Source organism: Mesorhizobium sp. M0208 (assembly GCF_040322015.1).
In the GTDB taxonomy this organism is placed as follows: domain Bacteria; phylum Pseudomonadota; class Alphaproteobacteria; order Rhizobiales; family Rhizobiaceae; genus Mesorhizobium.
The window spans coordinates 1-24,038 of sequence record NZ_JAMYSP010000017.1; the positions used below are offsets into that span (position 1 = coordinate 1).

Below are 24,038 nucleotides of genomic sequence, written 5' to 3' on the forward strand. Positions count from 1 at the left end.
CACGGCATCAACACCTCCCGGCAAAAACCGAAAAGTGTTACCTATGTGTCCGGTACAAATCGTCACCTATGTCTCGGGCCGCTCAGGACCTCGGAGCTGGTCATCGAACGCGACCTCGCCTCCGGCCTGTTCGGCATGAGCCTTGGCGTCGGCTATCCCGCCAGCATCGTGGCGCAGATGCTGGCACGGCGCGAGATCGCCACGCCCGGCCTGCTCAACCCACTGCTGCATGTGCCCGATGGCCGCTTCCTCGACGAGCTGGCCAGGCGCGGCATCAAGGTCGCCGAAACGGTGAGCTGGGATTGAAGATTTTCGAACGGTGGTTGCCGCCGGCAACGGCGCTGCCGCTCAAAAAGCACCCGATGGGGTGAAACAACAAGTGGAACAACAAACGACAACAAGGAGGAATGCCCAAATGAAGATTGCCAAGCTTTTCATCGCCGGACTTGCGCTCGTCGGCCTCACCGCTGCCGCCAGTGCCGGAACCCTCGACGAGATTACCAAGCGCGGTGAGTTGCGCGTTGCGGTGCAGACGCAAGGCCCGCCCTTTTCGCTGGTGGGTGCTGCCGGCGAACGCACCGGCAGTTCGGTCGAACTCGCCGAACTGATGGCCAAGGAAATGGGCGTCAAGATCACCTTCCTCGACTTCGACTGGGACGGCCTGATCCCGGCGCTGCTGTCGGGCAAGGCCGATCTTCTGGTCGCCGACATGACGCCGACGCTGGCGCGCGGCATGAAGGTCGCCTTTACCAAGCCTTACATGTACACGGGCAGCACCGTCTTCACCAAGGCTGGGACCGCCTTCAAGTCCACCGAGGACTGCAAGGCCAAAGGCACCAAGATCGCGGTGCTGCTCGGCGCCACCGGCGAGAAGGAAGCCAAGGCCGCCTTCCCCGATGCCGACATCAAGAGCTACAAGGGCGGCGGCCCGCTGCTGCTCGACGCCGTCAATAACGGCCAGGCCGATTGCGGCGTCAACGACGTCTCGGCGGTCAAGGGGCAGTCGACCGCTTACCCAGCCGGCAGCTTCACCATCATGCCGGATATGCTGTCGAAGGAGCCGCTGGCCTTCGCCACGCGCTATGACGAGCAGGACCTGCTGGTCTGGATGAACCTGTTCCTCGACCAGGTCAGCCTCGACGGCCGCCTGCAAAAGAACCTCGATTACTGGGTGAATTCCGACGCCTGGAAGAAAGACCACTAACGGATAGGGAGTAGGGAGTAGGAAGTAGGAAGTAGGAAGTAGGGATGGCCATTCCGGACACCTTCACTACTCACTACTCACTACTCACTACTCACTACTCACTACTCACTACTCACTACTCACTACTGCCTACTCACTACTGCCCACTCACCATGCTCGAAAACTTCAGCTTCCGCACCATCGTCCAATATCTGCCCCTGTTCGGGCAGGGCCTCGTCACGACCGTGTGGCTGTGTGTCCTGTCCTTTGCCGGCGCGCTCGCCGTCGGCATCGTGCTCGCCGCGATGAATTTGCAGCGCGGCCGGCTGTTCCGCGTCCCGGCCAAGGCCTATATCGACGCGGTGCGCGCCACGCGATTACTGGCGCAGCTCTATTTCCTCTATTTCGGCCTGCCGCGGCTCGGCTTTATCCTGCCCGAGTTCGTCGTCGGCATCCTCGCTTTGTCGCTGAACAGCGGCGCCTATGTCGCCGAGATCATCCGTGCCGGCATCCTGTCGATCCCGCGCGGCCAGGTCGAGGCCGGCGTCGCTTCGGGCATGACCTATGTCCAGCGCATGCGTCTCGTCATCCTGCCGCAGGCGTTCAAGGTGACGATCCCGCCGCTGCTCGGCCAGGCGATCGTGCTGGTCAAGGATTCCGCCCTGTTGTCGCTGATCTCGGTTGCCGAGCTGACGCGCGCCGGACAATTGCTCGCCTCCGACCGCTTCATGCCGGCGGAAGGTTTCATCACCATCGCCGCCTTCTACCTCCTGCTCTATTACGGGCTGAAGGGACTGGCGGCGCTCTCCGGGCGCTGGCTCGGCCTCGCGGGGGCACGGATATGATCTGGCAGCAGCTGCAAAGCGTCGCCGGCAGCTATCCCCTGGCGCTGCGCGGCCTCGGCATGACCGTGGTGCTGTCGCTGATCAGCCTGGTGCTGGGCACGCTGCTCGGCTTCGGCCTCGGCATCCTGCGCACCGGCGGCAACCGGCTGATCAGCGGCGCGATCGGTGCCTGGGTCGACCTGATCCGTGGCACGCCGTTCCTGGTGCAGATCTTCCTGATCTTCTTCATCCTGCCGGAACTCGGCATCGAGCTCGACGCCTTCACCGCCGGCATCATTGCGCTGACCAACCTGGCCGCCTGCTTCATCTGCGAGATCGTCGTCGCCGGCATCCGCTCGGTGCCGACCGGCCAGGTCGAGGCAGCACTTGCGTCCGGCCTGTCGCGCTGGCAGCGCATGCGCCAGGTGGTGCTGCCGCAGGCGATGCGCATCGTGCTGCCGCCGCTGGTCGGGCAATATGTGCTGCTGATCAAGGATTCCTCCGTCGTTTCGGCCATCGGGCTCACCGACCTCACCCGCGTCGGCTGGCTGGTGGTGCAGCGTGTACCCAACGGCCTGCTGGTCTTCTTCCTCGTCGGGCTCGGTTACTTCATCGTCTGCTACCCCCTGATCATGCTGGCCCGCCGGCTGGAGCAACGCATGGGCGCGGCGCATGGCGAGGTGCAGTTGTGATGTCGAACCTTAAAAAAAATGGCACTGGCATGATCGAATTTCGCGGCGTCAACAAATGGTTCGGCACGCTCAACGTGCTCAGGGATATCACGCTGAGCGTCGAGCCGCGCGAAGTGGTCGTCGTCTGCGGCCCGAGCGGCTCGGGCAAGAGCACCCTGATCCGCTGCATCAACGGGCTGGAGACGATCCGCGACGGCGACCTGACGGTCGACGGCCAGCGCCTCGGCGACGCCGCCACCAACATGACGCGGCTGCGCACCGAGATCGGCTTCGTCTTCCAGTCGTTCAACCTCTATCCGCACAAGACGGCGCTCGAGAACGTCACCCTGGCGCCGATCCATGTCCGCAAGATCCCGCGCGCCGAGGCCGAAATGGCCGGGCGCGAATTGCTCGCCAAGGTCGGTCTTGCCGACAAGATCGACGCCTATCCGGCGCAGCTCTCAGGCGGCCAGCAGCAGCGCGTGGCGATCGCCCGCTGCCTCGGCATGCGCCCCAAGATCATGCTGTTCGACGAGCCGACCTCGGCCCTCGATCCCGAGATGATCTCGGAAGTGCTCGACGTCATGGTCGCGGTGGCCGAGGAAGGCATGACCATGATGGTGGTGACGCACGAGATGGGCTTTGCCCGCAAGGTCGCGCAGCGGGTGGTGTTCATGGACGCCGGCGCCATCGTCGAGAGCGGCACGCCGGACGAGTTCTTCTCGCATCCGAAGACCGACCGCAGCCGCGCTTTTCTGAGCAAGATCCTGCGGCATTAGGGGGGCATCAGGAGAAAGCGGACCTCAGACGATGCCGTGCTTTCTCAACAGCGCCTGCTCGTCGTCCGATATCCAGCCGAAAACCTTCGGCTCGCCGTCCAACTTCTGCACGAGGTAGTGGACGTCAAAATCTATCGCCACCTTCGATTGATCCTTGCGGGCATAGGTTGCTGTCCAGGCGACATGAGCCACGCAATGATGTTCGTCTATCGGCGAGAGCCGGACATTGCGTATCCGCATTTCCTTCGTCCCTATCGCGCGATAGTGCGCATGGCCTTGCGCCATGACCTGCTTGAATTGCTTATCGTTCTTTCCAGTCATGACCCCGGCGGGCGAAGCCGCTATGAAGTCCGAAGCATACAGCGATGCGACCTCATCCATGTCCATGTCGCCGCCGAGGGACTGGTTGAAAAAGCGCTCATATCGCTCGAATAGCTTCCTTACGCTGGTCTCCATAGTTTCATCTCCCAGGTGCGGCTATGTTGGGTGGGACCAGGAAACGCTCCGCCGATCTCCGACATCCGCGATTGCCCCTCAGCCAATCATGACTTCGTCCCAGGGCGGAGCAAGATCCTGCGGCATTGAGGCTTAGATTCAGTCAGTTGGTTGCCACCGATGGCCCAGATGGGTGGTTGGACTTATCCGGAGGTGCGGATCTATCGGCAAAGATTTGACGTCCTATTGGAGAGACCGATCGTGCGCTCAATTGCCTTTATCTGACTCAACACTGCGGTTGGCCGACGCGAGGAAGCGTGCAGATAACAAGTGAATGGATCTCGTCGCAATAGACCATGTTGTAATAAGAAAAAATAGCGTTGCGACAAAGGCAACTAGGGAAAGGCTGACGACGCCAAGAACAGCAAATGGGTCACTTTCCACGGTCGCGATGAAATTGTCAGACGGCCGAAAAGCCCCGGCAATGGCTGATCGGAGCTCAGGATTGTAATGGAAGAAGGCGAGAATCGCAGCGAAGAGACATAAAACTAGAATAGCCGCTAAAACCGATTCTGCGCTTTCAAAGGACGTGCGTTCTTTAAATTTATGGGAAGATTGGATCATCTAAATACCTATGCAAAGAAGAATTTAGCGATCTGGTTTGCTCATTTATCCATCGGTTTTCTAGCGATTCGATAGAGTCGCGATGCCTTGTCCGCACATTATGAGCAGCGTCGAGGCATATGCAAGCGATGCAGCCAGATGCTTCCGCTGCTTGTGCCGTTGAACAGCATCGGTCGACCGCCCCGCCCTACGGCGAGGAACCCAAGCCTATTGCGCGTCCGCGTGAGTGCTCAATTCTGCCCTCTTCTCATCCGACACCACGGCGAGGTCGAGCACCTTCTGCAATTCAGCAGCATGGCGGAAAGACGGTTCGGCCTGGATGCCGTTGCGGGCTGCATCGACAAAGCGCTGGTAGTTGGTCGCCACCGTTCCGGCGTCCAGAACCTGCCATTTGGCGTTCTCGATGTCCTCGCCGATGCAGGCTTTCAGCTCCGAGCTGGTCAGATTGTGCACGACTTCGATGCCACCCTTGTCGCCGTAGATGCGCAGGCGGAGTTCGTTCAAATGGCCCGTCGCCCAGCGGCTGGCATGAACGACACCGAAAGCGCCATTGCTGAAATCCAGCGCCATGGTGAAACTGTCATTGGCGTCGAGCTCGTATTCGCCGATGCGGTTTTCGGGCGCCTTGTCGAAGGATCTCAGGCGGCAGAACACATGGTCGATGTCGAGCGCCGCGCCATAGCTGGCGAAATCGAGGATGTGGATACCGACGTCGCCCAGCACGCCGTTGGAGCCATGGCCGCGCGACAGCCGCCACAGCCATTTCGAATCGGTGCGCCAGTCGCCCCAGAATTTGGACACCAGCCAGCTCTGCAGATAGGACGCCTCGACATGCCTGACCGTGCCGATGTCGCCGGCCAGCACCATGGCGCGCGCTCTCTGCAGCGGCGCGACATTGCGATAGGTCAGGTTGACCATGTTGATGATGCCGGCCCGCTCGGCGGCAGCGGCCATCTCACTGGCTTTCTCGAAGTTTTCGGCCAGCGGTTTCTCGCACAGCACCGGCTTGCCCGCCGCGATCAGCATCATGGTGGTCGGATGGTGGATGCGATCAGGCGTCACGTTCGCCACCGCATCGAACTTGCCCCATGCCAGCGCCTCGTCCAGCGACGCGAACCGGTTGGGGATACCGTAGATGTCCGAAAACTTGTCGACGCGCGTGCGGTCGAGATCGACGGCGCCGATCAGTTCGACGCCCTCGATCTTGCCGAACTGCCTGGCGTGCTCCTCCGCCATCCAACCGGTGCCGAGTATCAAGAGGCGCATGATTCTTATCCTTAGGACAGGGCTTTATCTTCTTGTTCGATCATGGATTTGGTCTAGCGAAAGCCGGCTTCGCCCGCGGAATGAAGTTTTCCGCCGCGCTCGACGATCGGCTCGAGCGCCTTTTCCACCGGCACGTTCGGCGCATCGAGGATGGCCGGATTGGAGCCTTGGGGGTTGTGCGCCCATCTCACCGCATTGCGCAGCACCTTGTGGACGTTGGCGTCGTGATAGGTCGGATAGGTCTCGTGGCCGGGCCTGAAATAGAAGATGTTACCGGCGCCGCGGCGATAGGTCAGCCCCGACCGGAACACTTCGCCGCCCTGGAACCAGGAGATGAACACGGTCTCGAGCGGCTCCGGCACGGCGAACTGCTCGCCATACATCTCCTCGTTCTCGAGCTCGAAATACTCGCCGATCCCGGCAGCAATAGGGTGGTTGGGGCTGGTCACCCAAAGCCGTTCGCGCTCGCCCGCCTCGCGCCATTTCAGCGTGCAGGGCGTGCCCATCAGCTTCTTGAAGATTTTCGAGAAATGGCCGGAATGGAGAACGATCAGCCCCATGCCTTCCCAGACGCGGCGCGCCACGCGCTCGACCACTTCGTCGGCGACGGCGCCATGGTCCTTGTGCCCCCACCACAGCAAGACATCGGTCTCGGCCAGACGGTCGGCCGGCAGCCCATGCTCCTTCTGCTCCAGCGTCGCCCACGACACCGAAATCTCCGGGTCGAGCTTCAGCGCATTGGCGATCGTCGCGTGCATGCCCTCAGGATAGATGCCGGCGACCACCTCATTGGTCCGCTCATGGATATTCTCGCCCCAGACGACAGCGCGTATTGTCATGATGTCCTCGTGATTGTTTGAAGCTGCAGCCGCCCCGGCCGGTCATTCATAGTGTCATCGGACGGGATTGAAAACCTTCGAGATTGGCCAAACCTCCCCAGCTTCGTCATCCTAGGGCGGAGCAGGCGCGAAGCGACGTCGCGAAGACCCTGGGATCCATGCCGTGACCTCTCCGCGGTGCAACGGGCGGGACTTTTTGATGCGGGAAGGACAGGAGGTGAAAGGGATCGCTACAGAACGGCTTTCAATCTGCGTCGTTGCATTCTTCGGCTGACGTAACGGCATGGATCCCAGGGTCTGCGCTCCGCTTCGCGTTCGCTCCGCCCTGGGATGACGAAGCCATGAAGGACTGCCGCGAACGACCTAAGCCCCTCGCCCCTCTTGGGCGACGCGTGTCAGCGGCTTCGACAGGCGCGGCACGACGACAAGGCGCTTGATCTTGCCTTTCTTGTAGGCGGCGAGGAAGCGGGCATAGTCCTTGAAGACGACGCAGCCATTGGATTCGGCGCGCCCGCCGCGCAGCATGTAGGTGTGGGCGAGCAGGCCGTCGCGGCCATATTTGTTGCTGCCGCTGGCCGGCGTCAGACGGATCGCCTCGACACCGTGGAAGCGCGATTCGCGCATCGTCAGATTGTAGGTGTCGGGCGGCGTCGGACCGACATTCTTCTTGTGAACGTAGCGCGGCTGGTCGACCATCGCGCCCAGTCCCGAATGTGCCTCCAGCCGTGAGCCGTCGGGCATATAGACGGTCTTGGCCGAGATGTCGTAGACGGCGACGCCGCTGCCCATGTTGGGCGTGGTGAACAGGTTCCTGAAGGCTCCGCCGAGTCCGCCGGAAGGCATGTCGGGCTTGGCATAGGCCAGCATGTCGCCGCCCTGCGTCTTCGACCGTTTGCCCGACACGGCCGGCACTGCCGCTTGTGACGAATTGCGAGGCGACAGGCTGCCGGGTAGCGTCTCGACCGGCGGAGCGTCGGCCGTCTGGACCTTGCTCGCCCTGGATGCCTGGGCCCTGGATTTCTGGGGCGGCTCCGTTTTTGCTACCTGGGCCTTTGATGCCTGGGCCTTTGATGCCTGATCCTTTGGCGCCCGGTCTTTCGAGGCTTGAGCCTGGGGCGCCGGCTCATCGATGTCCGCCTGCGGACGCAGGGTCGGCAGCGGAACGCTGTCGGGCATGTCGTCCTGCGGCGGCAGCGAGGCCAGTTGGACCTCAGGCTCTTGCGGCCCTTGCGAAGCTGCCGGCTCGCTTGCCACGACGGCTGCCGGAAGCACGTCGATCATCTGCTCGGGCAATGTATTCGCCAGCGCCAGCGCCAGGCGCGACGAACGTTCAATCTCCGCCACCGCCGGCCCGAAGCGCACGGATGCCGGGCCGTTCGGGTCGGGTATGCGTACCGGCTCGGCGAACCGGGCGGCGGCCGGCAGGCTTGCGAGCATGACGGGTGAGCCGGCACGGGCAAAGGCGGCGGCAAGCTTTTGCGGCGACAGCCCTGCTTTGGCCACCACGTCGTCGAAGCTCGATCGCCGCGATGCATCGGCGACAAGCGGCACCGTATTGCGCTTGAGACGCGCCGATTTTCCCTGGTGAACGAAGTTCGAAGCTGACAGCAGGCAGTTGGCATCGCACCCGTGCTGCAGCAGCTTGGCCGACAGCGCCGCGTTTGCTGCGGCCCATGTCGGGGCCTGCGCCTTTGCAAGGCTGCGGCGAGGATCGGCGAGCGCGATGGTGCGCGGCGCGAGCAGGCTTTGCGGGAGACCGTTGGAGGCCGCGGTGAGCGAGGTTCCCATCGAATAAAGGCCGGCCAAGGTCGCCACCGACCATAAAGCAATGGCTGCGCCGACGGCCGGAACCGCGACCCAGCGCAGGCCGGGCCTCATCGAAGTCAATCCAGTTGCAGGACTGTCACCCCGGGTTTTCGCACTTACAAACGCCATTCAACCACTCTCAATCGGCCGATGCCGGCTAGCGGATTTCGCAGCCGTGACATTCACAGTTCGCCTGGTGCCCCCAGCACGCTTCGCGTCTGTTGCCGATTGATTCAAAAGATGGACAAAGTTGGTTAACCAATCCCTCTACCGACCGCCGATTGGGCGACGGTCACACCAAAAAACGCCCTCCAAAACCTGCATAGTTGGCAAAACTGCCGTCCAATGATGACTTTGCTGCCCGTTTTTGTCGGCCGAGTCAAGAAAGCGAAATGACTAGACCTTGCTGGGCGGAGTCGGCCATGGCTGCGAAAGTGAAGCCGGGCCGACCAGAATCTTGCGGCCGGCAGCCACCGTCATCGAGCCCCGGCGATCGATCAGACCGGTGATTATCGACCCGGCACTTGTCGACCTGCCACTCGGGCGAATGAACGGTTACCGTCTGAGATTTCGGGACAGCGGCAAGATGTTTGCCGCGCAGCAGCTGAATGTCGCCAAGTGCCGGAGCGGGATATCCAGCACCTAGACCACTGCCATCACTATGTGAGCCTGAATTTTGGCAGCAACCTTGCCGCTGCCATGCCTGTCTGCAATGGCGGCTGCGGCATAGTCGGTTGCAGCGTCCAGCTTCCCCGCCTCTCTGGCCTCGATTTCGTTGCGAAGGAGAGTGCCCTGGCAATAAGCAACGGCCGGAAGGCGCGGCGAGGAGGCCCGGCTTTGTTCGGCCCTCGTCTCGATCACCACACCGGAAAAACCTGCGTCCTCCAGCTCGCTACGGATCAGTGCCGTATCGTGGTAGCCATGCGGCGTGCGTGCCAGAAAGCGCGGCGGATCGTTCGGAAAAATCCTCGCCAGAGCATTCGTCACATCGTTCGCAAATACATTCTCTTCGATGCGATCCCATACGCTGAATAGAAAATGTCCTCCGGGCTTTAGGACTCGCCGGGCTTCGCGGTAGGCAGATGAGCGGTTGGGAAAGAACATCGCACCGAACTGACAACAAACGAGATCGAAGGCCGCATTTTCGAACGGTAGCGCCAGAGCATCAGCCTGACGCCATTTGATGCGATCGTCGGGAGCTTGCCGCGAAGCGGCGTAGTCGAGCATCGGCTGGTTGAGGTCGGTTACGACATAGCTTGCATCGGCGGACAGTGTTGGCGCCAATGCGCGGGTGACAACCCCGGTACCTGCAGCGGTTTCCAGAACGGCGCTTGGCGACAAGGACGCTGCTCGTCGTGCAAGATCTGCGGCGAACGGCTCGAAAATCAACGGCACCATGTAGCGGTCGTAGTTTTCCGGAATTGAGCCAGCGAACACCTTGTCCGTTTCCAACATAGCTATCCCCCGTCGCCCGTTTGATGGCTCGCCAGCATAGCATGGAATTGTTTGCTATTCGGTCGCATTCGACCGAGGGGCGGTCTCGCTCCCGGAAGCTCCGAAACGTCGTGCTGCAATTACCTGCATATGTGCTAATGTATTGTGGTCATGCGCATTGGTGCGTGGCCAATATAATGGGAGGATGCCATGAAAACCCTAAATCGCAGGTCTGCAATTGCGCTCGGCGTGACGGCGGCAGCGGTAACGCCTTTGTTCACGCTGGCGGCTGCTGCAAAGGTCAAGAAATACGGCCCGAAGGAAGGCAAGGAGATAGCCCCCGGCGTCAGGGTGGTCGAGGTCGGCACCGGCAATTCCGACATCCCCGCCTACAAGAGCATCTCAATTGTCGATGTGGTCTTCCAGCCGGGAGCAGCCGCCCCTGCAATGGTGATGGACAACGACATGGTGTGCACCATTGCCGCCGGTGAATTCACGATCAAGAAAGCCGACAAGGAATTCAAGCTCAAGGAAGGTGACGTATATACCTGCTCCAAGGGCAAGACCGACGCGGCAGCCAACACCAGCAAGGTGGTCGGCATCCACCGCATCGCCGTCTTGATACCTGCCTAGCGCATGCCGACGAAAACCGGCCCGCGTCCTTTTCGGAGCGCGGGCCTTTTGATGACGTGCGTGGCCTAGAGCGGTTCATCGTTTCACCGCTTCGACCCGGTCGACTTCGTCCAAGTGTGGTGAGGCTCATGCTGTTCATGGTTTTTCCGCCCGATTTTTACGTATGAGCGGTTCTCCCTCCGACCGCTTTGAAAGGGTGCGATTATATTAGAGATCGCGCAAGTTTCTGGCTGACTGCTGGCCGGTATAGGGGCCCGCATTGGCGGATTGGCAATCCGGCAGCGCGCTGGGCGTTTGGGCTTCACGAACCGGCTCGGTGCTCCTCCCGCGCTGCCTCCCAGACCTCGCGCGCCGCGTCTGCGTTCAGCGCCGCAATTCCGAGGCCGACGATCAAATCCGGCCATGCCGAGCGCCATAGGAAGGCAGTTATCAACCCGGCCAGTATGATCGCGATGTTGGCGACGGCGTCGTTGCGGGCCGAAAGGAATGCCGCCCTGGTAAGACTGCCGCTGTGACGGCGGTAGCGCGCCAGCATGTAGGCGCACGACAGGTTGACCGCCAAGGCGCCCAACCCCGCCAGCGTCAGCGCTGCCGGCTGCGGCGGCACCGGCATGTTGAACTTTTCCCACGCGGTCCACAGCGTCGCCAGGCCGGGCACCAGAAGGATAAGCGCCAGCGCCATGCCGACCCGCGAGCGGGCACGCAGCGACCAGCCCATGGCGAGCAGTATCAGGAGATTGACCGAGGCATCTTCCAGAAAATCGACGCTGTCGGCGAACAGCGACACCGAGCCGATCGCCAGCGCCACGGCGAATTCGATGCCGAAGTAACCGAGGTTCAGCAGCGCGACGACAAGCACCACCCGGCGAAGGCCGTCCGACGTAATGGCTTGCTGCATAGTCTGCCCCGATGTGATGGCGTTAATGTTATTGCTGGGCGTCCCGTTCCTCGACCGTCTCGATCTCGCAGGCTTTGAGGCCAGCCTAGGCCGAACATGGCACGTCTGTCACCAAAACACCTGCGAGCCAAAACAGGATGGTCACCCTGTTTTGGGCGTGCCCTCATGCGCGCCGCTCGTCAGGCAAAGCCGGGAACCGGCTTGGTCTTGCCGCTCAGTTGCGCGCCCAATGTCAGCGCCTGCGGGAAATTCCGGACGATCGCCGCCATCGCGGTGGCGCTGCCGGGGCGAAGGGCAATTCCGGCAATAGCAGCGGCAGCGTAGACCCGGGTCGAAAACAGTCTTTTCCAGGCCGCCTCGTAGCGTCTGGCGGCGGCCTCGCGCCCCGCTTGGCCACTTGGCGCGGATGCGAGTTCGCTAGCCAGCAGCCAGCCGGACTGAAGCGCCATCGAGATGCCCTCGGCGATAACGGGATGAGACTCTCCGGCTGCATTGCCGACCCGGAAGATGTCCTGTTCGTAGCAGGAGCGAATTCCCGGCCGGATCGGACCCGCGGCAAGCCACGGGCCGTCGAGGTGCGCCGGTTCCAGGGCGTCTCGCACGCCCCGGCATGAATTCATGAGATGGCGCGAGACCACATCGGCGGCTGACACATGGCTCCGGTGTTCGGGGTCATGTTGTTTACGCAGCCGCGCGAGCACATCGCGGCGAATGCAGCACGAGATCGACAACCGTCCATGATCCGCCGAGACCATGCCGCCATAGCCGCCGGGAAAAGCCAGCAGAGGCATCAAATCCGGTGCGAGCGACGACCCGGTGAAATGCGCCTTGAAGCCGAGCAAGTCCGACGGCCGATTGGTCTTTGCGAGCTGGCTGGGTAATGGTCCCGGCTCCCAGGAGCCGTGTGCGGCGACAATCACCGGCGCACGCAACATCACCGCTTCATCCCCGGCCTGAACTCGTACACGTTGCATCTCACCATCCCGGTCGATGGCGACGGCGCGGCAGGGCTGGAAGATTTCGACGCCCGCCGATCGCGCCGCCTGTAGAAGCAGAGAGTCGAGAATGTCCCGGCCGAGCGCCCGGCCGAAGCCGTGTTTCGCACGAGACCCAGCTCCTGCACCAGGCATTGCAGCCTCGACGGAGGTCTCACCGGAAAACAAACCGACGCGGCGGATTTCGGGGCCGGCATTGGCACGCCAGGCATCGCCGATCTCCAGCTGGTCGAGAAGCGCAAGATTGCTTGCCGAGATGTATTCGCCGCAGACCTTGCGGCGCGGAAATGCGGTCTTCTCCACAATGGCCGCGGCCCATCCGCGCCGGGCCAGCGTGAGCGCGACAGATGTGCCCGCCGGGCCGGCGCCTATGATGATCGCATCATGGGTCGACAATCGCGTCATGGCTCGTTACTGGCGCTGGCGCCGACGAAGATATGGGAAAACAGGCCAGCGCGCCGTTCCTCGACCGGTTTGCCGTTGGCCGCAAGCCAGAGGCCGGAAAGCTCGCTGCCGCGAAAGCCGGCACGCACGCTCTGAGCCGCGTCGTTTCGTGTGACGTCGTTGGCGCCGATTGCCGGGAGAAGACGGGTCGCGGCCAGCGCCAGTTTCGCCCGCAGCGGCTCTGTCGCGATGAGCAACGGGGCTTTCGGCCTGATCAGCGAAAACAGACGCACGAGCTTCGCATCGTCGAGATGATGCAGAAACAGATTGACGGTCATGGCATCGAACCGCACGCCCTCGATCTTTCCTGCCCAGTCGAAGACATCGGCGGTGACGCCTTCGGCCTTCCATCCCAGCCTGTCGAAATCACCGCGCAGTTGCGCCGTGACAAGGTCGACGCGGTCGAGCATTACCAGTTCGACCCCGGGCCAATGCCTGGCCATGCGCCGCGCCACCGCCAGCATGAAGGAGCCATCGCCGGCGCCGATCTCCAGGATGCGGCGTGGCGGTTTTGGCACGAACCTCCTGAGCAACGACGTCATGATCGGCGCCTGAAACATCAGCATATTGATGCGACGAAGGTCGCGGCGCGCGACAAGCGCTCGCGGATCGTCGGCAGCAAGTCCGTCGAGGATTTCCGGCGCAAGCTGCCGACGCTCCAGGCCGCTCATGACACCGTTCGAAAGAGCATGGTTTCCGCCGTCAATCCTGGTCCGAACGACATGCCGCAGCCGAGCAGGCCGGGTGGCGCCTTCAACATCTCCTTCATCACGAACATGACGGTCGCGGACGACATGTTCCCATACCGGCGCAACACCTCGCGCGATGGGTCCAGCGCGGTGGACACCAGTTTCAGGGCCCTTTCGACGGCGTCGAGAACCGAACGTCCACCCGGGTGCACGGCCCAAAGGTCGATGTCTTCCGCCGATCGACCGCCGAGGATGGCGGCCTGGTTGCTCCGCAACGCTTCATGAATGGCTGCCGGAACCTGGCCGGAAAGAACCATTTCGAAGCCGTGGTCGCGAATGTTCCAGCGCATCAGCTCCCGCCGCTCCCTCGCCACCAGACAGTGAAAGCTATCGAGCTCGATGCCGGCCGGCTCGGCGGTCACGAGCGCGGCCGCGCAGCCGTCACCCCAAAGGCAGAACGACAGCAGTTTTTCGAGTTCAGTGGTTTCGCGCAGATGCATCGTGCAGAGCTCGATATTGACCAGCAGGACCTTGGCCTGTGGGTCGGAGCGGACGATGTGGTGGGCCAGCTTGAGGCCGTTGATTGCCGCGTAGCAACCCATGAACCCGATCATCGTGCGTTCGACACTATCCGGCAGCCCACACCGGGCAACCAGTTCGAGATCGATGCCCGGCGCCGAAAAACCGGTGCAGGTGGTGACGATCAAATGGGTGATGCGGGAGGCGTCGTCGCCAAGCTGCAATCCGTCGATGCCCTTTTGCGCCAGAACAGGTGCTGCATCGTCGAACATTGCCATTCTCATCGCCGTTCCGGGAAACGCACCGCGGATGAACGTCCCCGCTAGGTCGGCGGACGGTCCCTCGGGGTCGGACGCCGGCGCAAAGCAGGAATAGCGGTGCTCGATGCCGGCAAGATCGGCCATGCGTTCGAAGATCCTCCGGCGATCGGCCGCGAGCATCGAGGCCGCAAAACGCAGGTAGAATTGATGAACCTCGTGCTCCGGCACCGCTGTCGCGATCCGGTTGATATAGGCTTTGACGGACATATTCTGTCTCCTCGGCGTATGCACGGTGTGCCGCCGGAGGGTCTTTGGTTATTGACACCGATGTCGAACACCGGATTGAGCTGTTCGATAAACGTTTCCGAAAACTGATTTCTTCCCGAAGGTTCAGCACGTGCTGTTGGCAGGCAAACGGTTGGAGCCGGTGGGCGGTTGCGTCGGGCATCCAAAATCGCCACATCATGTTGACCTTCCATCTACTGGAAGGTCTATTTCCTCTGACAAAGGAGATTTCCGCCATGAACATCGGTATCGCATCCGAAAAATCCGGCCTGCCGTCCAAGACGATCCGTTATTACGAGGACATCGGGCTCTTGCATCCGGCCCGGACAGACAATGGCTATCGCGATTACTCGACGGCCGATATTCACCGGCTGCGCTTCCTGCAGCGCTCGCGAAGCCTGGGGTTTTCGGTCGACGAATGCCGCCAGTTGCTCTCGCTGTACCAGGACAGGGAACGTGACAGCGCCGACGTGAAGGCGATCGCGAAAGCCAAGCTGGTGGAGATCGACAGGAAGATCGCCGAACTGGTCGGATTGCGCGGCTTGCTCCACCATCTGGTCAGTCACTGCCACGGCGACGAGCGGCCGGATTGCCCGATCATCGACGAGCTGGCAGGACAAGGCGTCGCCCAGTGAGGTGGATTGAAAATCGGAGCGGCTGACGTGCGAACTTCGCTGTCATGCCGGCTTGTGCTGCCGCACGACCTTCCATTCATGCCAGATCAGCACCATGACGACAGCATCGAATACGGTCAGGACAAGCAGGCCGAACGAATGGGTGTAGGAGTAGCGGTAGACTTGATAGAACATAAATGCGCCCAGCGCCGCAAGCGATGCCGGATACGACCACAGCTTGCCTCTCAAAAGCCCGACAACGAGCAGCAGTTTTATCAGGCCGTGGCTAAGCAGGTAGAAGGCATAAAACTCCTTGCTGGCGACGGAAAAGTGGCTTGCCATCTGCGACAGATAGCCAGCTATGAAATCGTTCGGATCTTCGATCAATTCCTCTTGGGTGAATGTATTGACCCAGGAGGCAATGGCGTCGGTGGTGACGACATAAAGCAGGATCCCGCCCACGCATTCGATCAGGGCATGCGCCCCTTTAAGCCAGATGCTGAGCTCGAAAATCTGATGGATGCGGCGTTCGTCTACTGCTTTCACAAAATTCACCTTGCGATCGACAACAGCGGAAACGAGAAACGATGGATGCAGCCCTAACCCACTGGATCAACGCGGCAGCCGGGATCAGCCCTTTTCTTGATAAGGCAATGATCGCCGTCTCACAAATCGGCGTTCCGCTGATGGTGCTGGCTGTTGCCCTGCAATGGTGGGCAAAGGCCGACCGCTACCATGTGCGCCATGCTGCCTTGTCCGCCGGCTTGGCGTTCCTGCTCGGTCTGGCGATCAATCAGTTCATTTTGCTATTCGTCCACCGGCTGCGGCCCTACGATGCCGGCGTGACGCATCTGCTGATTGCGCCCAGCGCCGACTGGTCGTTTCCCTCCGACCACGCGACAGCCAGCTTTGCGGTTGTTGCGGCTCTTGCAATGCAAGGTCTGCCGCGCCGGACGCTGGCCCTCTCCATCATGGCATTGCTGATCTGCTGGTCGAGAATTTATATCGGCACCCACTATCTCACCGACGTGATAGGCGGTGCCATCACTGGCGTCTTAGGTGCCGTTGTGGTCCGATTGGCCTATCGCGAGAACTCCCGACTGGACAGTCTGGTCACAAGAATTCTCTAGCTCCTTATGTGCCAACGATGAGACGAGCAGCTATCATAGCGGTCCTGTCGCTTGCCTGCGTCTCTGTCGTGCTCGCCGCCGCCCATTCGGGTCGTGATGCGGTCATCGAGGCTCGCCAGGCCTCGATGAAGGAAATGGCCGCGGCGGCAAAGGCGATCGCTGGGATGTTCGACGGCAAGCAGGCGTACGACGCCGCAGCCTTCAAGGCGGCGGCCGAGACCATCCGCGCCCGCACCGGCCGTGCCCTGATTGCCGAATTCCCCAGCGCGACATTGGGCGCGCCTTCAGGCGCCAAGCCGGATATCGACCCCGCCCGCGCGGAGTTCGAAGAGCTGGCTCGCCACATCGGGACGCTGGCCAGCGCCTTGGCCTCCGACGCCGAGCGGGCGCCGCCGCGCATCACCGACGACATGAGAATGGGTTCCGGCCTGGCGATGGGCGGTGGCAGCCTGCTTGGCAAGCGACCATCACTCGCGGAAGCGATCCCACTAAATTGCCGGCGGAGCACCTCCTGCATCTCATCTTGCAGGATTGCTCGAGCTGCCATTCGAAATTCCGGCAAAAGGTCGAGTGATAGCGTCAGCTCCGCTGCAGCTGACCCGCCATGAAATTGCGCCAGCCGCCGAAATGCGAAATCTCCTTTGCATCGGTGAGGCCGGCACTTTCGACGAGGAAGCCTTTCGGCGAAGTTCCGTCATCAAGCAGAAGCGTCCCGATGCCGAGCGGCGGCGGGATCGCGGCGACGAAGCGCCCGAACGCTTGTGGCGAGAGCCGCCAGACTTCGACCTCGATCGCTGCCCCCTTGCCATTGCAGATCCGTTCGAGCCCCGGTCGCGGCACCGACTGGCCGGCAAGCGCGTAAAGCCGGTAGAGCGGCGCCGTTCTTGCCCCCCGGGCGAAAATCGCGCCGAGCTGCTGCAACTGGCCGTTCAGCGCCATCCCCGATAGATGCGCGCCGACCACGGCCAGCTCGATCGTGCCCTCGTCCACGTCGACGCGAACATCGCCACGCGGCGGCAGCGGCCAGCCTGTAGCGCCCAGCGCAAGGCCGCTTGCCGCATGGACATCCTGCGCAAGCGACGCCGTCAGATGGTCCTTGCCCGCCGCGGCAAGCAAGGTGACGCTCATCGGCAAACCGTCGCTGCGTGTTCCGGTCGGCACGGCGATGCCGCACATGTCGAGCAGATTGACGAAGTTGGTGTAGGTGCCGAGCCGGCTGTTGGTGACGATCGGATCGGCGAGAACCGCCTCGACTGTGTAGTGGGTCGGCGCGGTCGGCACACAGAATAGGTCGACCGAGGCGATGACCGGCGCAAGCCTGGCCTTGTAGCCTTGCAAGGCATAGAGCCCGTTGAAGGCGTCCGCGGCGGAAAGTTTTCGCGCACCGCCGATGATCTGCCGCGTCACCGGATGCATGGCCGCCTCGTTGGCTTCCATGAAGTCCTTGATCGCGGCGTAACGCTCCGCCACCCAGGCGCCCTCGTAAAGCAGATTGGCGGTGGCGTAGAAATCGCCGAACGGGATTTCGACCAGCCTGCAGCCCAGCTCTTCCAGCGCGGCAAGAGCGGCCTCGAAGCCCGCCTGCATCGCCTGGTCGCCGAAGAACGTCCAGTCGGCCCCGGCCGGCACGCCGACCGTCAGCACCGGCGGGCGCGCGGCAAGGGCCTGAATGGCGAAGTCGCGCGAATAGGGATCGGCGTTGTCCTTTGCCGCCGCGATCTCGAACACCCTGTAGGCGTCGTCGACGGTGAGCGCGAACACCGAGACGCAGTCTAGTGTCCGGCAGGCCGGCACGACGCCGGCGGCCGACAGCGCGCCGACGCTCGGCTTCAGCCCGATAATGTTGTTGAGGCCGGCGGGTATGCGCCCCGAGCCGGCGGTGTCGGTGCCGAGCGCGAACGAGACGATGCCGCGTGCCGTCGCCACGGCCGAGCCGCAAGACGAGCCGCCTGGCACCAGTTTTGGATCAATCGCGTTCCTCGGGATCGGATAGGGCGTGCGCACGCCGACGAGGCCGGTGGCGAACTGGTCGAGATTGCTCTTGCCGACGACCAGCGCGCCGGCGGCCTTGAGGCGTGCGACGACGTTGGCGTCTCTTACCGGCAAGTAGGCATATTCCGCACATGCTGCCGTCGTCGGCATGCCGGCGACATCGATGTTGTCCTTGACCGCGAATGGTACGCCCCACAGCGGCTTTGACACGGGGTCGAACGGGCCGAGCTTTTCTGCTTCGGCAAGCATCTCCGCCCTGCTCGCCAGATGAATGAAGATGCCCGGATCGTCGGCTGTCGCGAGCCGCGCATGGATCGTATCGATCACCTCGCCGACGGCGGCGCCGGCCTGATAGGCGGCGTGCAAGCTCGCTATATCGAAGCGGATGTCGCTCATTTGGCCTCGTCCAGAATGACTACCGGCAGGTTCCACTGGATGAGTACGACGCAGCCGTCTTTTGTCCACACCGAATGCTCGGTTCCGACCGGGTTCAGGATCACGCTGCCCGCGGCATAATCGCCGTTCTCGTCGCTCTGTGTGCCTTCCAGCACGATGATCGTTTCCAGCCCGGCATGGCGATGACGCGGCACGCCGGCGCCCGCCCGGTAGTTCAGGATCGCCACCGACGGTTCCGTCGGTCCGCCCTTGAGCAGCCAATGCACCGTAATGCCATCGCGGAAATGCTCGAACGGCAGGTCGCGCCAGCCCCCTTGAATGAGAGCCCGGTATGCAATGTTAGGCATTGGAAATTCCCTCGAGCACCTGATCGGTCGTTGCGGTCCAGCCGACGATGGCGCCCTGCGCCCTGATCATGGCCAGCGCTGCCGCCTTGAACTCGGGAAAATAGCTCTCCGTCGCATCGTCGGCGAGCAGGCAATCATAGCCGCGGTCGTTGGCCTCGCGCATCGTCGTCTGCACGCAGACCTCCGTCGTCACTCCGGCAAAGACCAATTGCTGTGCGCCGAGCCGCTTTAGGTCGTCGCCGAAGGTGGTGGCATAGAATGCGCCCTTGCCGGGTTTTTCGATGACGATCTCGCCAGGCAGTGGCGCAAGTTCATCGAGGATCGCCGTTCCCGGCTCGCCCACGATCAGCAGGCGACCCATCGGCCCGACGTCGCCGATCCGTATCGATGGGTTGCCGCGGTTGCGCTTGGCCGGCGGCAGATCCGAAAGGTCTGCCTTGTGGCACTCCATCGTGTGGATCACCGGCAGGCCGGCGGTGCGGAACCCCTCGATCAGCCTCTTCACCGTCGGCACAATCGCCGTGACCCGGCTGACGTCGTTGCCGAGGCTGGCGCCGAAGCCGCCCGGCTCGGCGAAATCGCGCTGCATGTCGATGACGACCAGCGCCATCGTCTCAGGCTTGAAGGCAAACGGAAACGGCAGCGCCTCGATCTCCGCCATCAATGATGTCCCGCCATGTGCTCGCCAATCGTCTGCACGCTCGCCTGCGCGATCGGCGTCTCGTAGACCAGCGCACCGTCGGACATGACGAAGATGCGGTCCGAAAGTTCAAGCAGTTCGTCGAGGTCCTCCGACATCAGAAGCACCGCGGCGCCGGCATTGCGCGCCTTCATGATACGGGCGCGGATTTCGGCCACGGCGGAGAAGTCGAGGCCGAAACACGGGTTGGAGACGATCAGAAGATCGACTTCGCCGGTCAGCTCGCGCGCCAGCACCGCGCGCTGCACATTGCCGCCCGACAGCGACGAAATCGGCGAAGCGAGCGAGGCGGTCTTGACCTTGAACTGTTCAACCAGACGCGCCGCGTAGTCCCTGATCGCGCTCATCCTGATCCAGCTGACCGGCTTGCCGGCCTCGTCGAGGTCGAAGGTCCGGAAGGCCATGTTTTCCGCGACCGTCATCTTCGGTGCGCAGGCATTGCGCAACGGTTCCTCCGGAATGAAGCGGACATTGAGCGTGCGCGCCTCGCTGCGGCTGGCGCCATAGGGCGAGCCCTTCACCAGAATGTCGCCGGCATTGCGCGCCCGCTGTCCGGCAAGGACTTCGAGAAACTCCTTCTGGCCGTTGCCGGAAATGCCGGCAACGCCGACGATCTCGCCGGACTTAACATCGAGTTCGCCGATGTCGATGGTTTTCAAGCCGGTGCGGTCGGGCGCCTTTAGCGACTTCACCGTAAGCACCTGCCGGGCTCCAGCCGGCACCGGAGCACGACTGTCGAGCGCTGAAATCGGCTGGTCGCCGATCATCATCGCCGCCATCTGCTTGTGGGAAAGGTCGGAGACCTTCCCGGTTCCGGTCAGTCTGCCCTTGCGCAGCACTGTGATGTCGTCGGCAAACGCCGTCACCTCGTGGAATTTATGCGAGATCATCAGCACCGTAAGGTCGCCGCTCCTTGTCATGTCGCGCACCAGCCCAAGCACCTCCTGCGCTTCGCCGGGAGTGAGCACCGAGGTCGGCTCGTCGAGCACCAGGAAACTGCGGCCGAGATAGAGCTGCTTGATGATTTCGAGCTTCTGCTTCTCGCCGGCCGCGAGTTCGGCCACCTTGACGTCGAGCGGCAGCTTGAACGGCATACGCTGCATGAATTGCGCAAGTGCGGCGCGCTCTTTGCGCCAGTCGATGACCCCGGGCACCTTCTCGCGCGAAATAACCAGATTCTCCGCGCCGGTCAGCGACGGGACGAGCGTGAAATGCTGATAGACCATGCCGAGCCCTAGCGCCGAAGCGTCCTTGGGACTGGCGATCGCGACCTCGCGGCCTTCGACCAGCATGTCGCCGGCGGTCGGGTGATAAAAACCCATCATGCATTTGACCAGCGTCGACTTGCCGGCGCCGTTTTCGCCGAGCAGCGCATGGAACGATCCCGCCGGCACCTTTATCGAGACGTCGTCCAGCGCGGTGAAGGCGCCGAAGCGCATGGTCATGCCGATGGTCTCGACGCCGACGGCTTTCTTGGCTCCGCTCAAGATCGTGTCCTCACGGCAGCTGCGCGACGAAGGATGCCGAGTTCGACACCGCGCCGAACACGCCGCCCTGCATCTTGATCATCTTGATCGCGGCAAGATGGTTGCCGTAATCGGTCGCGCCGCAGCAATCCTCCAGCATCACGCATTCGAAGCCGCGATCGTTGGCCTCGCGCATCGTCGTGTGGACGCAGACATCGGTGGTGATGCCGGTCAGCACGATGTTTTCGATGCCGCGCTGGTGCAGGATCAGTTCGAGGTCGGTGGCGCAGAACGAGCCCTTGCCCGGCTTGTCGATGATCGGTTCGCCCACCGCCGGATAGAGGTCGGGGATGATGTCCCAGCCGGGTTCGCCGCGCACCAGGATGCGCCCGCATGGTCCGGGGTCGCCGATGCCGGCATTGATGCGGCGCGAGCGCCAGCGCTTGTTGGCCGGCAGGTCGGCGAGATCGGGCCGGTGGCCCTCGCGCGTGTGGATGATGGTGTAGCCCTTGGCCCGCATGGCTGCGAGCACCGACTTGATCGGCTCGATCGGCGCCCGCACCAGCGAAAGATCGTAGCCCATATGATCGACATAGCCGCCCGGCCCGCAGAAATCGGTCTGCATGTCGATGATGATCAGCGCCGTATTGTCTGGCCGCAGCTCGCCATTATAGGGCCATGGATAGGGATCGGCATCGATGTAGCGCTGGGTGATCTCGGCTCTGGCGTTCATCGGAAAAACTCCAGTTATTTGGTGATCGACAATTCGCCCGGCGCGCCGGCAAGCGAGCGGCTCGGCGACGAGGTGGCGATCATGATGATGAGCGTGAGGATGTAAGGCGCGGCGTAGAAGAGATAGTAGCCCTGCGTCACCCCGACCGATTGCAGTGCCGGGCCCAGCGCGCCCGCACCGCCGAACAATAGTGCCGCGGCAAAGCAGCCGAGCGGATTCCAGCGCGCGAAGATGACCAGCGCCACCGCCATCAGCCCCTGCCCCGACGAGATGCGTTCGGTCCAGCTGCCGGGATAGTAGAGCGACAGATAGGCGCCGCCGATGCCGGCGAGCGCACCGCCGACACCTGTCGCAAGCAGGCGCACGGTGTTGGGATTGAGGCCCATGGCGCGCGCCGCATCGGAGCTGTCGCCGACGACGCGCACGATCAGGCCGGCACGCGTGTTGCGGAAGGCCCACCACAGGAACACGGCAAGTGCCGCACCGATCAGGAACAGGATGTTGACGTTGAGCGCCGCCTGCACCTGCGGAATATCCGACCAGCCACCGAAGGCGATGGCCGGCAGGTCTGGTGCCGAGGGCTGGATGAACGGCTTGCCGAAGAAGAAGGCGAGACCGGAGCCGAACAGCATCAGCGCGATACCGATGGCGATGTCGTTCACCCCGCGGAATTTGCAGATCCAGCCGTGGAACAAGCCGAAGCAAAGACCGGCACCTGCGGCGGCCAACAGGCCGAGCCATGGCGAGCCGGTCATCACCGCGACGGCGTAGGCGGTCATGGCACCGAAGACCAGCGTGCCTTCGAGGCCGAGATTGATGCGGCCGGAGCGCTCGGTGATGGCTTCGCCAAGCGAGACGAAGACGAAGGGCGTCGAAACGCGGATGGCGCCGCCGAGAATGGCGAGCGGCACGCCCCACAGGCCGATCTCGGTCGCGTCCATCAGGAGCCCCTCTTCCACAGATCGGGATTGAAGACCTTGAAGCGGCCGTAAAAAGTTTCACTGAACAGGATGACGACGAAGAGCATGCCTTGCAGCACCAGCACGGTGGCGTCGGGCAGGTCCATGCGGCGCTGGATCAGCCCGCCGGAAGCGCCGATGCCGCCGAGCAGGAAAGCGACCGGGATGATGGCGAGCGGATTGTGGCGGGCGAGGAAGGCGACGAGGATGCCGGTATAACCATAGCCGGCGGCGAGCGAGGCGTTGGCGCTGCCTTGCGCGGCGCCGACCTCCAGCATGCCGGCCAGCCCGGCAAAGCCGCCGGCGAGCCCGGTGAAGCCGACGATCAGCGGCCCGACGGCAAGCCCCTGCACCTGGGCCGCCCTGACATTGCCGCCGGCAATGCGGGCGGCAAATCCCCAGCGCGTCTTTTCGATCAGCAGCCAGGACAGGACGCAGGCGACGATACCGAGCATAAGGCCCCAGTGCACGTCCATGCCTGGAATGTTGCCGATGCGGTAGGCATCCGCCAGCGGCTCGGTCGAGGGTTTGTTGAGCGAGGCCGGATCGCGCAGCGGCCCTTCGACCAGATGGTTCATCACCGCGATGGCGATATAGGCCATCAGCAGGCTGGAGATGGTTTCGTTGACGGCGCGGTAGTGGCGGAGTGCGCCGACGGCACCGACCCAGATGCCGCCGGCGACCACGCCCGCCGCGCCCATCAGCAGGATGACCAGAAAAGCCGGCGCGCCATTCACTGCCACGCCGATGGCGGCGGCGGCAACACCGCCCAGCACGATCGCGCCTTCGCCGCCGATGACGACAAGGCCAAGTCGTGCCGGCAGCGCCACGCAGAGCGCTGCCAATAAAAGCGGTGCTGCCCGCGACAGCGAGTTCTGGATCGAGAACCACGAGCCGAAGCCGCCACGCCACATCGTCTCGAAGAGTTGCACCGGCGATTTGCCGACCAGCGCGATGAACACGCTGAACAGCGCCATGCCGACGATCAGCGCCGCGAGCGGTATGACGAAGGCTTCCGCCCGCCGCGCCGCCCATTCGAGCGCCGCCGGATAATTCCTGGCGCCAAACAGCGCCGGTGCGCCCGCAGTGCCGACCGTGTCTGCCATAGCCCCGTCTC

General features: G+C 62.8%; 26 protein-coding genes and 1 pseudogene. 9 read left to right on the forward strand and 18 right to left on the reverse strand.

Annotated elements, in window-relative coordinates; genetic code table 11:
* The 5 genes and pseudogenes from NKJ17_RS18125 to NKJ17_RS18145 form a co-directional block, all read left to right on the forward strand.
* A pseudogene (locus NKJ17_RS18125) lies at positions 1-306 on the forward strand (saccharopine dehydrogenase C-terminal domain-containing protein); the annotation flags it as partial.
* 109 nt (positions 307-415) lie between these two features.
* On the forward strand, positions 416-1,204 hold the full coding sequence (locus NKJ17_RS18130) for an ABC transporter substrate-binding protein (RefSeq protein ID WP_352507117.1): 789 nt from the start codon (positions 416-418) through the stop codon (positions 1,202-1,204).
* Between the two features lie 152 nt (positions 1,205-1,356).
* Positions 1,357-2,028 (forward strand): amino acid ABC transporter permease, encoded by a 672-nt coding sequence (locus NKJ17_RS18135; protein ID WP_352689629.1) that lies wholly within the window; start codon positions 1,357-1,359, stop codon positions 2,026-2,028.
* Positions 2,025-2,699, forward strand: a complete 675-nt coding sequence (locus tag NKJ17_RS18140) for an amino acid ABC transporter permease (protein ID WP_352455417.1) — start codon at positions 2,025-2,027, stop codon at positions 2,697-2,699. The genes NKJ17_RS18135 and NKJ17_RS18140 overlap by 4 nt, the downstream gene beginning before the upstream one ends.
* 29 nt (positions 2,700-2,728) lie before the next feature.
* Positions 2,729-3,457: an amino acid ABC transporter ATP-binding protein gene (locus tag NKJ17_RS18145; protein ID WP_352507116.1), complete on the forward strand. Its 729-nt coding sequence runs from the start codon at positions 2,729-2,731 to the stop codon at positions 3,455-3,457.
* A gap of 24 nt (positions 3,458-3,481) precedes the next feature.
* On the opposite strand, the gene NKJ17_RS18150 is transcribed toward NKJ17_RS18145, so the two are convergent.
* The 6 genes from NKJ17_RS18150 to NKJ17_RS18175 all read right to left on the reverse strand — a co-directional run bounded on the left by NKJ17_RS18150 (position 3,482) and on the right by NKJ17_RS18175 (position 9,882).
* Entirely contained in the window at positions 3,482-3,913 is a 432-nt protein-coding gene (locus NKJ17_RS18150) for a DUF6841 family protein (RefSeq protein WP_352507115.1), read from the reverse strand.
* Between the two features lie 246 nt (positions 3,914-4,159).
* Positions 4,160-4,516, reverse strand: coding sequence for a hypothetical protein (locus tag NKJ17_RS18155; RefSeq protein ID WP_352507114.1), 357 nt, complete (start codon positions 4,514-4,516; stop codon positions 4,160-4,162).
* A 207-nt stretch (positions 4,517-4,723) separates the two neighbouring features.
* Positions 4,724-5,782, reverse strand: a complete 1,059-nt coding sequence (locus tag NKJ17_RS18160; RefSeq protein ID WP_352507113.1) for a Gfo/Idh/MocA family protein — start codon at positions 5,780-5,782, stop codon at positions 4,724-4,726.
* 53 nt (positions 5,783-5,835) lie between these two features.
* Positions 5,836-6,621 carry a ThuA domain-containing protein gene (locus tag NKJ17_RS18165; protein ID WP_352489914.1) on the reverse strand — a complete coding sequence of 262 codons (786 nt, stop codon included), beginning with the start codon at positions 6,619-6,621 and terminating at the stop codon, positions 5,836-5,838.
* Between the two features lie 363 nt (positions 6,622-6,984).
* Positions 6,985-8,499 (reverse strand): tlde1 domain-containing protein, encoded by a 1,515-nt coding sequence (locus NKJ17_RS18170; protein ID WP_352507112.1) that lies wholly within the window; start codon positions 8,497-8,499, stop codon positions 6,985-6,987.
* Between the two features lie 570 nt (positions 8,500-9,069).
* A complete protein-coding gene (locus NKJ17_RS18175; RefSeq protein ID WP_352507111.1) occupies positions 9,070-9,882 on the reverse strand; it encodes a class I SAM-dependent methyltransferase in 813 nt (270 codons plus the stop codon).
* 189 nt (positions 9,883-10,071) lie between these two features.
* On the opposite strand from NKJ17_RS18175, the gene NKJ17_RS18180 reads away from it, so the two are divergent.
* Entirely contained in the window at positions 10,072-10,494 is a 423-nt protein-coding gene (locus NKJ17_RS18180) for a hypothetical protein (RefSeq protein ID WP_352507110.1), read from the forward strand.
* A gap of 301 nt (positions 10,495-10,795) precedes the next feature.
* Here NKJ17_RS18180 and NKJ17_RS18185 read toward each other — a convergent pair whose 3' ends face one another.
* From NKJ17_RS18185 to NKJ17_RS18200, 4 genes are all read right to left on the reverse strand, one after another.
* Positions 10,796-11,392, reverse strand: coding sequence for a cation efflux transmembrane domain-containing protein (locus NKJ17_RS18185; RefSeq protein WP_352507109.1), 597 nt, complete (start codon positions 11,390-11,392; stop codon positions 10,796-10,798).
* 179 nt (positions 11,393-11,571) lie between these two features.
* A complete protein-coding gene (locus NKJ17_RS18190; RefSeq protein ID WP_352689615.1) occupies positions 11,572-12,792 on the reverse strand; it encodes an NAD(P)/FAD-dependent oxidoreductase in 1,221 nt (406 codons plus the stop codon).
* Positions 12,789-13,502, reverse strand: coding sequence for a methyltransferase domain-containing protein (locus tag NKJ17_RS18195; protein WP_352507107.1), 714 nt, complete (start codon positions 13,500-13,502; stop codon positions 12,789-12,791). Before NKJ17_RS18195 ends, NKJ17_RS18190 begins: the two co-directional genes overlap by 4 nt.
* Positions 13,499-14,566 (reverse strand): type III polyketide synthase, encoded by a 1,068-nt coding sequence (locus NKJ17_RS18200; RefSeq protein WP_352507106.1) that lies wholly within the window; start codon positions 14,564-14,566, stop codon positions 13,499-13,501. Before NKJ17_RS18200 ends, NKJ17_RS18195 begins: the two co-directional genes overlap by 4 nt.
* Before the next feature lie 254 nt (positions 14,567-14,820).
* On the opposite strand from NKJ17_RS18200, the gene cueR reads away from it, so the two are divergent.
* Entirely contained in the window at positions 14,821-15,219 is a 399-nt protein-coding gene (gene cueR, locus NKJ17_RS18205; RefSeq protein WP_352452335.1) for a Cu(I)-responsive transcriptional regulator, read from the forward strand.
* Between the two features lie 42 nt (positions 15,220-15,261).
* Here the strand turns inward: cueR and NKJ17_RS18210 are convergent, their stop codons facing one another.
* Entirely contained in the window at positions 15,262-15,744 is a 483-nt protein-coding gene (locus NKJ17_RS18210) for a DUF2127 domain-containing protein (protein WP_352452336.1), read from the reverse strand.
* A gap of 41 nt (positions 15,745-15,785) precedes the next feature.
* On the opposite strand from NKJ17_RS18210, the gene NKJ17_RS18215 reads away from it, so the two are divergent.
* Together NKJ17_RS18215 and NKJ17_RS18220 are read left to right on the forward strand one after the other, a co-directional pair.
* Positions 15,786-16,328: a phosphatase PAP2 family protein gene (locus NKJ17_RS18215; protein WP_352507104.1), complete on the forward strand. Its 543-nt coding sequence runs from the start codon at positions 15,786-15,788 to the stop codon at positions 16,326-16,328.
* Positions 16,329-16,345: 17 nt separating this feature from the next.
* Positions 16,346-16,936, forward strand: a complete 591-nt coding sequence (locus NKJ17_RS18220) for a cytochrome c (protein WP_352689616.1) — start codon at positions 16,346-16,348, stop codon at positions 16,934-16,936.
* Here NKJ17_RS18220 and atzF read toward each other — a convergent pair.
* The 7 genes from atzF to NKJ17_RS18255 are packed head-to-tail and all read right to left on the reverse strand — an operon-like array spanning position 16,908 to position 24,027.
* On the reverse strand, positions 16,908-18,716 hold the full coding sequence (gene atzF / locus NKJ17_RS18225) for an allophanate hydrolase (RefSeq protein ID WP_352507102.1): 1,809 nt from the start codon (positions 18,714-18,716) through the stop codon (positions 16,908-16,910). The genes NKJ17_RS18220 and atzF overlap by 29 nt on opposite strands.
* A complete protein-coding gene (locus NKJ17_RS18230) occupies positions 18,713-19,063 on the reverse strand; it encodes a cupin domain-containing protein (protein WP_352475666.1) in 351 nt (116 codons plus the stop codon). Before NKJ17_RS18230 ends, atzF begins: the two co-directional genes overlap by 4 nt.
* Positions 19,056-19,724, reverse strand: coding sequence for a cysteine hydrolase family protein (locus NKJ17_RS18235; protein ID WP_352507101.1), 669 nt, complete (start codon positions 19,722-19,724; stop codon positions 19,056-19,058). The genes NKJ17_RS18230 and NKJ17_RS18235 overlap by 8 nt, the downstream gene beginning before the upstream one ends.
* Positions 19,724-21,208 (reverse strand): ABC transporter ATP-binding protein, encoded by a 1,485-nt coding sequence (locus tag NKJ17_RS18240; protein WP_352689630.1) that lies wholly within the window; start codon positions 21,206-21,208, stop codon positions 19,724-19,726. Before NKJ17_RS18240 ends, NKJ17_RS18235 begins: the two co-directional genes overlap by 1 nt.
* Before the next feature lie 52 nt (positions 21,209-21,260).
* On the reverse strand, positions 21,261-21,962 hold the full coding sequence (gene biuH / locus NKJ17_RS18245; RefSeq protein WP_254819471.1) for a biuret amidohydrolase: 702 nt from the start codon (positions 21,960-21,962) through the stop codon (positions 21,261-21,263).
* A gap of 14 nt (positions 21,963-21,976) precedes the next feature.
* Positions 21,977-22,903, reverse strand: a complete 927-nt coding sequence (locus tag NKJ17_RS18250) for an ABC transporter permease (RefSeq protein WP_352507100.1) — start codon at positions 22,901-22,903, stop codon at positions 21,977-21,979.
* Positions 22,903-24,027 carry an ABC transporter permease gene (locus NKJ17_RS18255; RefSeq protein WP_352507099.1) on the reverse strand — a complete coding sequence of 375 codons (1,125 nt, stop codon included), beginning with the start codon at positions 24,025-24,027 and terminating at the stop codon, positions 22,903-22,905. Before NKJ17_RS18255 ends, NKJ17_RS18250 begins: the two co-directional genes overlap by 1 nt.
* Between the last annotated feature and the right edge of the window lie 11 nt (positions 24,028-24,038).

Bases quoted from the DNA above. Each gene is read 5' to 3' on its own strand.
- NKJ17_RS18145 (WP_352507116.1), top strand. From the start codon at position 2,729: ATGATCGAATTTCGCGGCGTCAACAAATGGTTCGGCACGCTCAACGTG.
- NKJ17_RS18185 (WP_352507109.1), bottom strand. From the start codon at position 11,392: ATGCAGCAAGCCATTACGTCGGACGGCCTTCGCCGGGTGGTGCTTGTC.
- NKJ17_RS18180 (WP_352507110.1), top strand. From the start codon at position 10,072: ATGAAAACCCTAAATCGCAGGTCTGCAATTGCGCTCGGCGTGACGGCG.
- NKJ17_RS18195 (WP_352507107.1), bottom strand. From the start codon at position 13,502: ATGAGCGGCCTGGAGCGTCGGCAGCTTGCGCCGGAAATCCTCGACGGA.
- NKJ17_RS18135 (WP_352689629.1), top strand. From the start codon at position 1,357: ATGCTCGAAAACTTCAGCTTCCGCACCATCGTCCAATATCTGCCCCTG.
- NKJ17_RS18155 (WP_352507114.1), bottom strand. From the start codon at position 4,516: ATGATCCAATCTTCCCATAAATTTAAAGAACGCACGTCCTTTGAAAGC.
- NKJ17_RS18240 (WP_352689630.1), bottom strand. From the start codon at position 21,208: ATGACCATGCGCTTCGGCGCCTTCACCGCGCTGGACGACGTCTCGATA.
- NKJ17_RS18175 (WP_352507111.1), bottom strand. From the start codon at position 9,882: ATGTTGGAAACGGACAAGGTGTTCGCTGGCTCAATTCCGGAAAACTAC.
- NKJ17_RS18235 (WP_352507101.1), bottom strand. From the start codon at position 19,724: ATGGCGGAGATCGAGGCGCTGCCGTTTCCGTTTGCCTTCAAGCCTGAG.
- NKJ17_RS18190 (WP_352689615.1), bottom strand. From the start codon at position 12,792: ATGACGCGATTGTCGACCCATGATGCGATCATCATAGGCGCCGGCCCG.
- NKJ17_RS18130 (WP_352507117.1), top strand. From the start codon at position 416: ATGAAGATTGCCAAGCTTTTCATCGCCGGACTTGCGCTCGTCGGCCTC.
- NKJ17_RS18250 (WP_352507100.1), bottom strand. From the start codon at position 22,903: ATGGACGCGACCGAGATCGGCCTGTGGGGCGTGCCGCTCGCCATTCTC.
- NKJ17_RS18220 (WP_352689616.1), top strand. From the start codon at position 16,346: ATGAGACGAGCAGCTATCATAGCGGTCCTGTCGCTTGCCTGCGTCTCT.
- NKJ17_RS18150 (WP_352507115.1), bottom strand. From the start codon at position 3,913: ATGGAGACCAGCGTAAGGAAGCTATTCGAGCGATATGAGCGCTTTTTC.
- NKJ17_RS18215 (WP_352507104.1), top strand. From the start codon at position 15,786: ATGGATGCAGCCCTAACCCACTGGATCAACGCGGCAGCCGGGATCAGC.
- cueR (WP_352452335.1), top strand. From the start codon at position 14,821: ATGAACATCGGTATCGCATCCGAAAAATCCGGCCTGCCGTCCAAGACG.
- biuH (WP_254819471.1), bottom strand. From the start codon at position 21,962: ATGAACGCCAGAGCCGAGATCACCCAGCGCTACATCGATGCCGATCCC.
- NKJ17_RS18230 (WP_352475666.1), bottom strand. From the start codon at position 19,063: ATGCCTAACATTGCATACCGGGCTCTCATTCAAGGGGGCTGGCGCGAC.
- NKJ17_RS18165 (WP_352489914.1), bottom strand. From the start codon at position 6,621: ATGACAATACGCGCTGTCGTCTGGGGCGAGAATATCCATGAGCGGACC.
- NKJ17_RS18170 (WP_352507112.1), bottom strand. From the start codon at position 8,499: ATGAGGCCCGGCCTGCGCTGGGTCGCGGTTCCGGCCGTCGGCGCAGCC.
- NKJ17_RS18140 (WP_352455417.1), top strand. From the start codon at position 2,025: ATGATCTGGCAGCAGCTGCAAAGCGTCGCCGGCAGCTATCCCCTGGCG.
- NKJ17_RS18255 (WP_352507099.1), bottom strand. From the start codon at position 24,027: ATGGCAGACACGGTCGGCACTGCGGGCGCACCGGCGCTGTTTGGCGCC.
- NKJ17_RS18160 (WP_352507113.1), bottom strand. From the start codon at position 5,782: ATGCGCCTCTTGATACTCGGCACCGGTTGGATGGCGGAGGAGCACGCC.
- atzF (WP_352507102.1), bottom strand. From the start codon at position 18,716: ATGAGCGACATCCGCTTCGATATAGCGAGCTTGCACGCCGCCTATCAG.
- NKJ17_RS18200 (WP_352507106.1), bottom strand. From the start codon at position 14,566: ATGTCCGTCAAAGCCTATATCAACCGGATCGCGACAGCGGTGCCGGAG.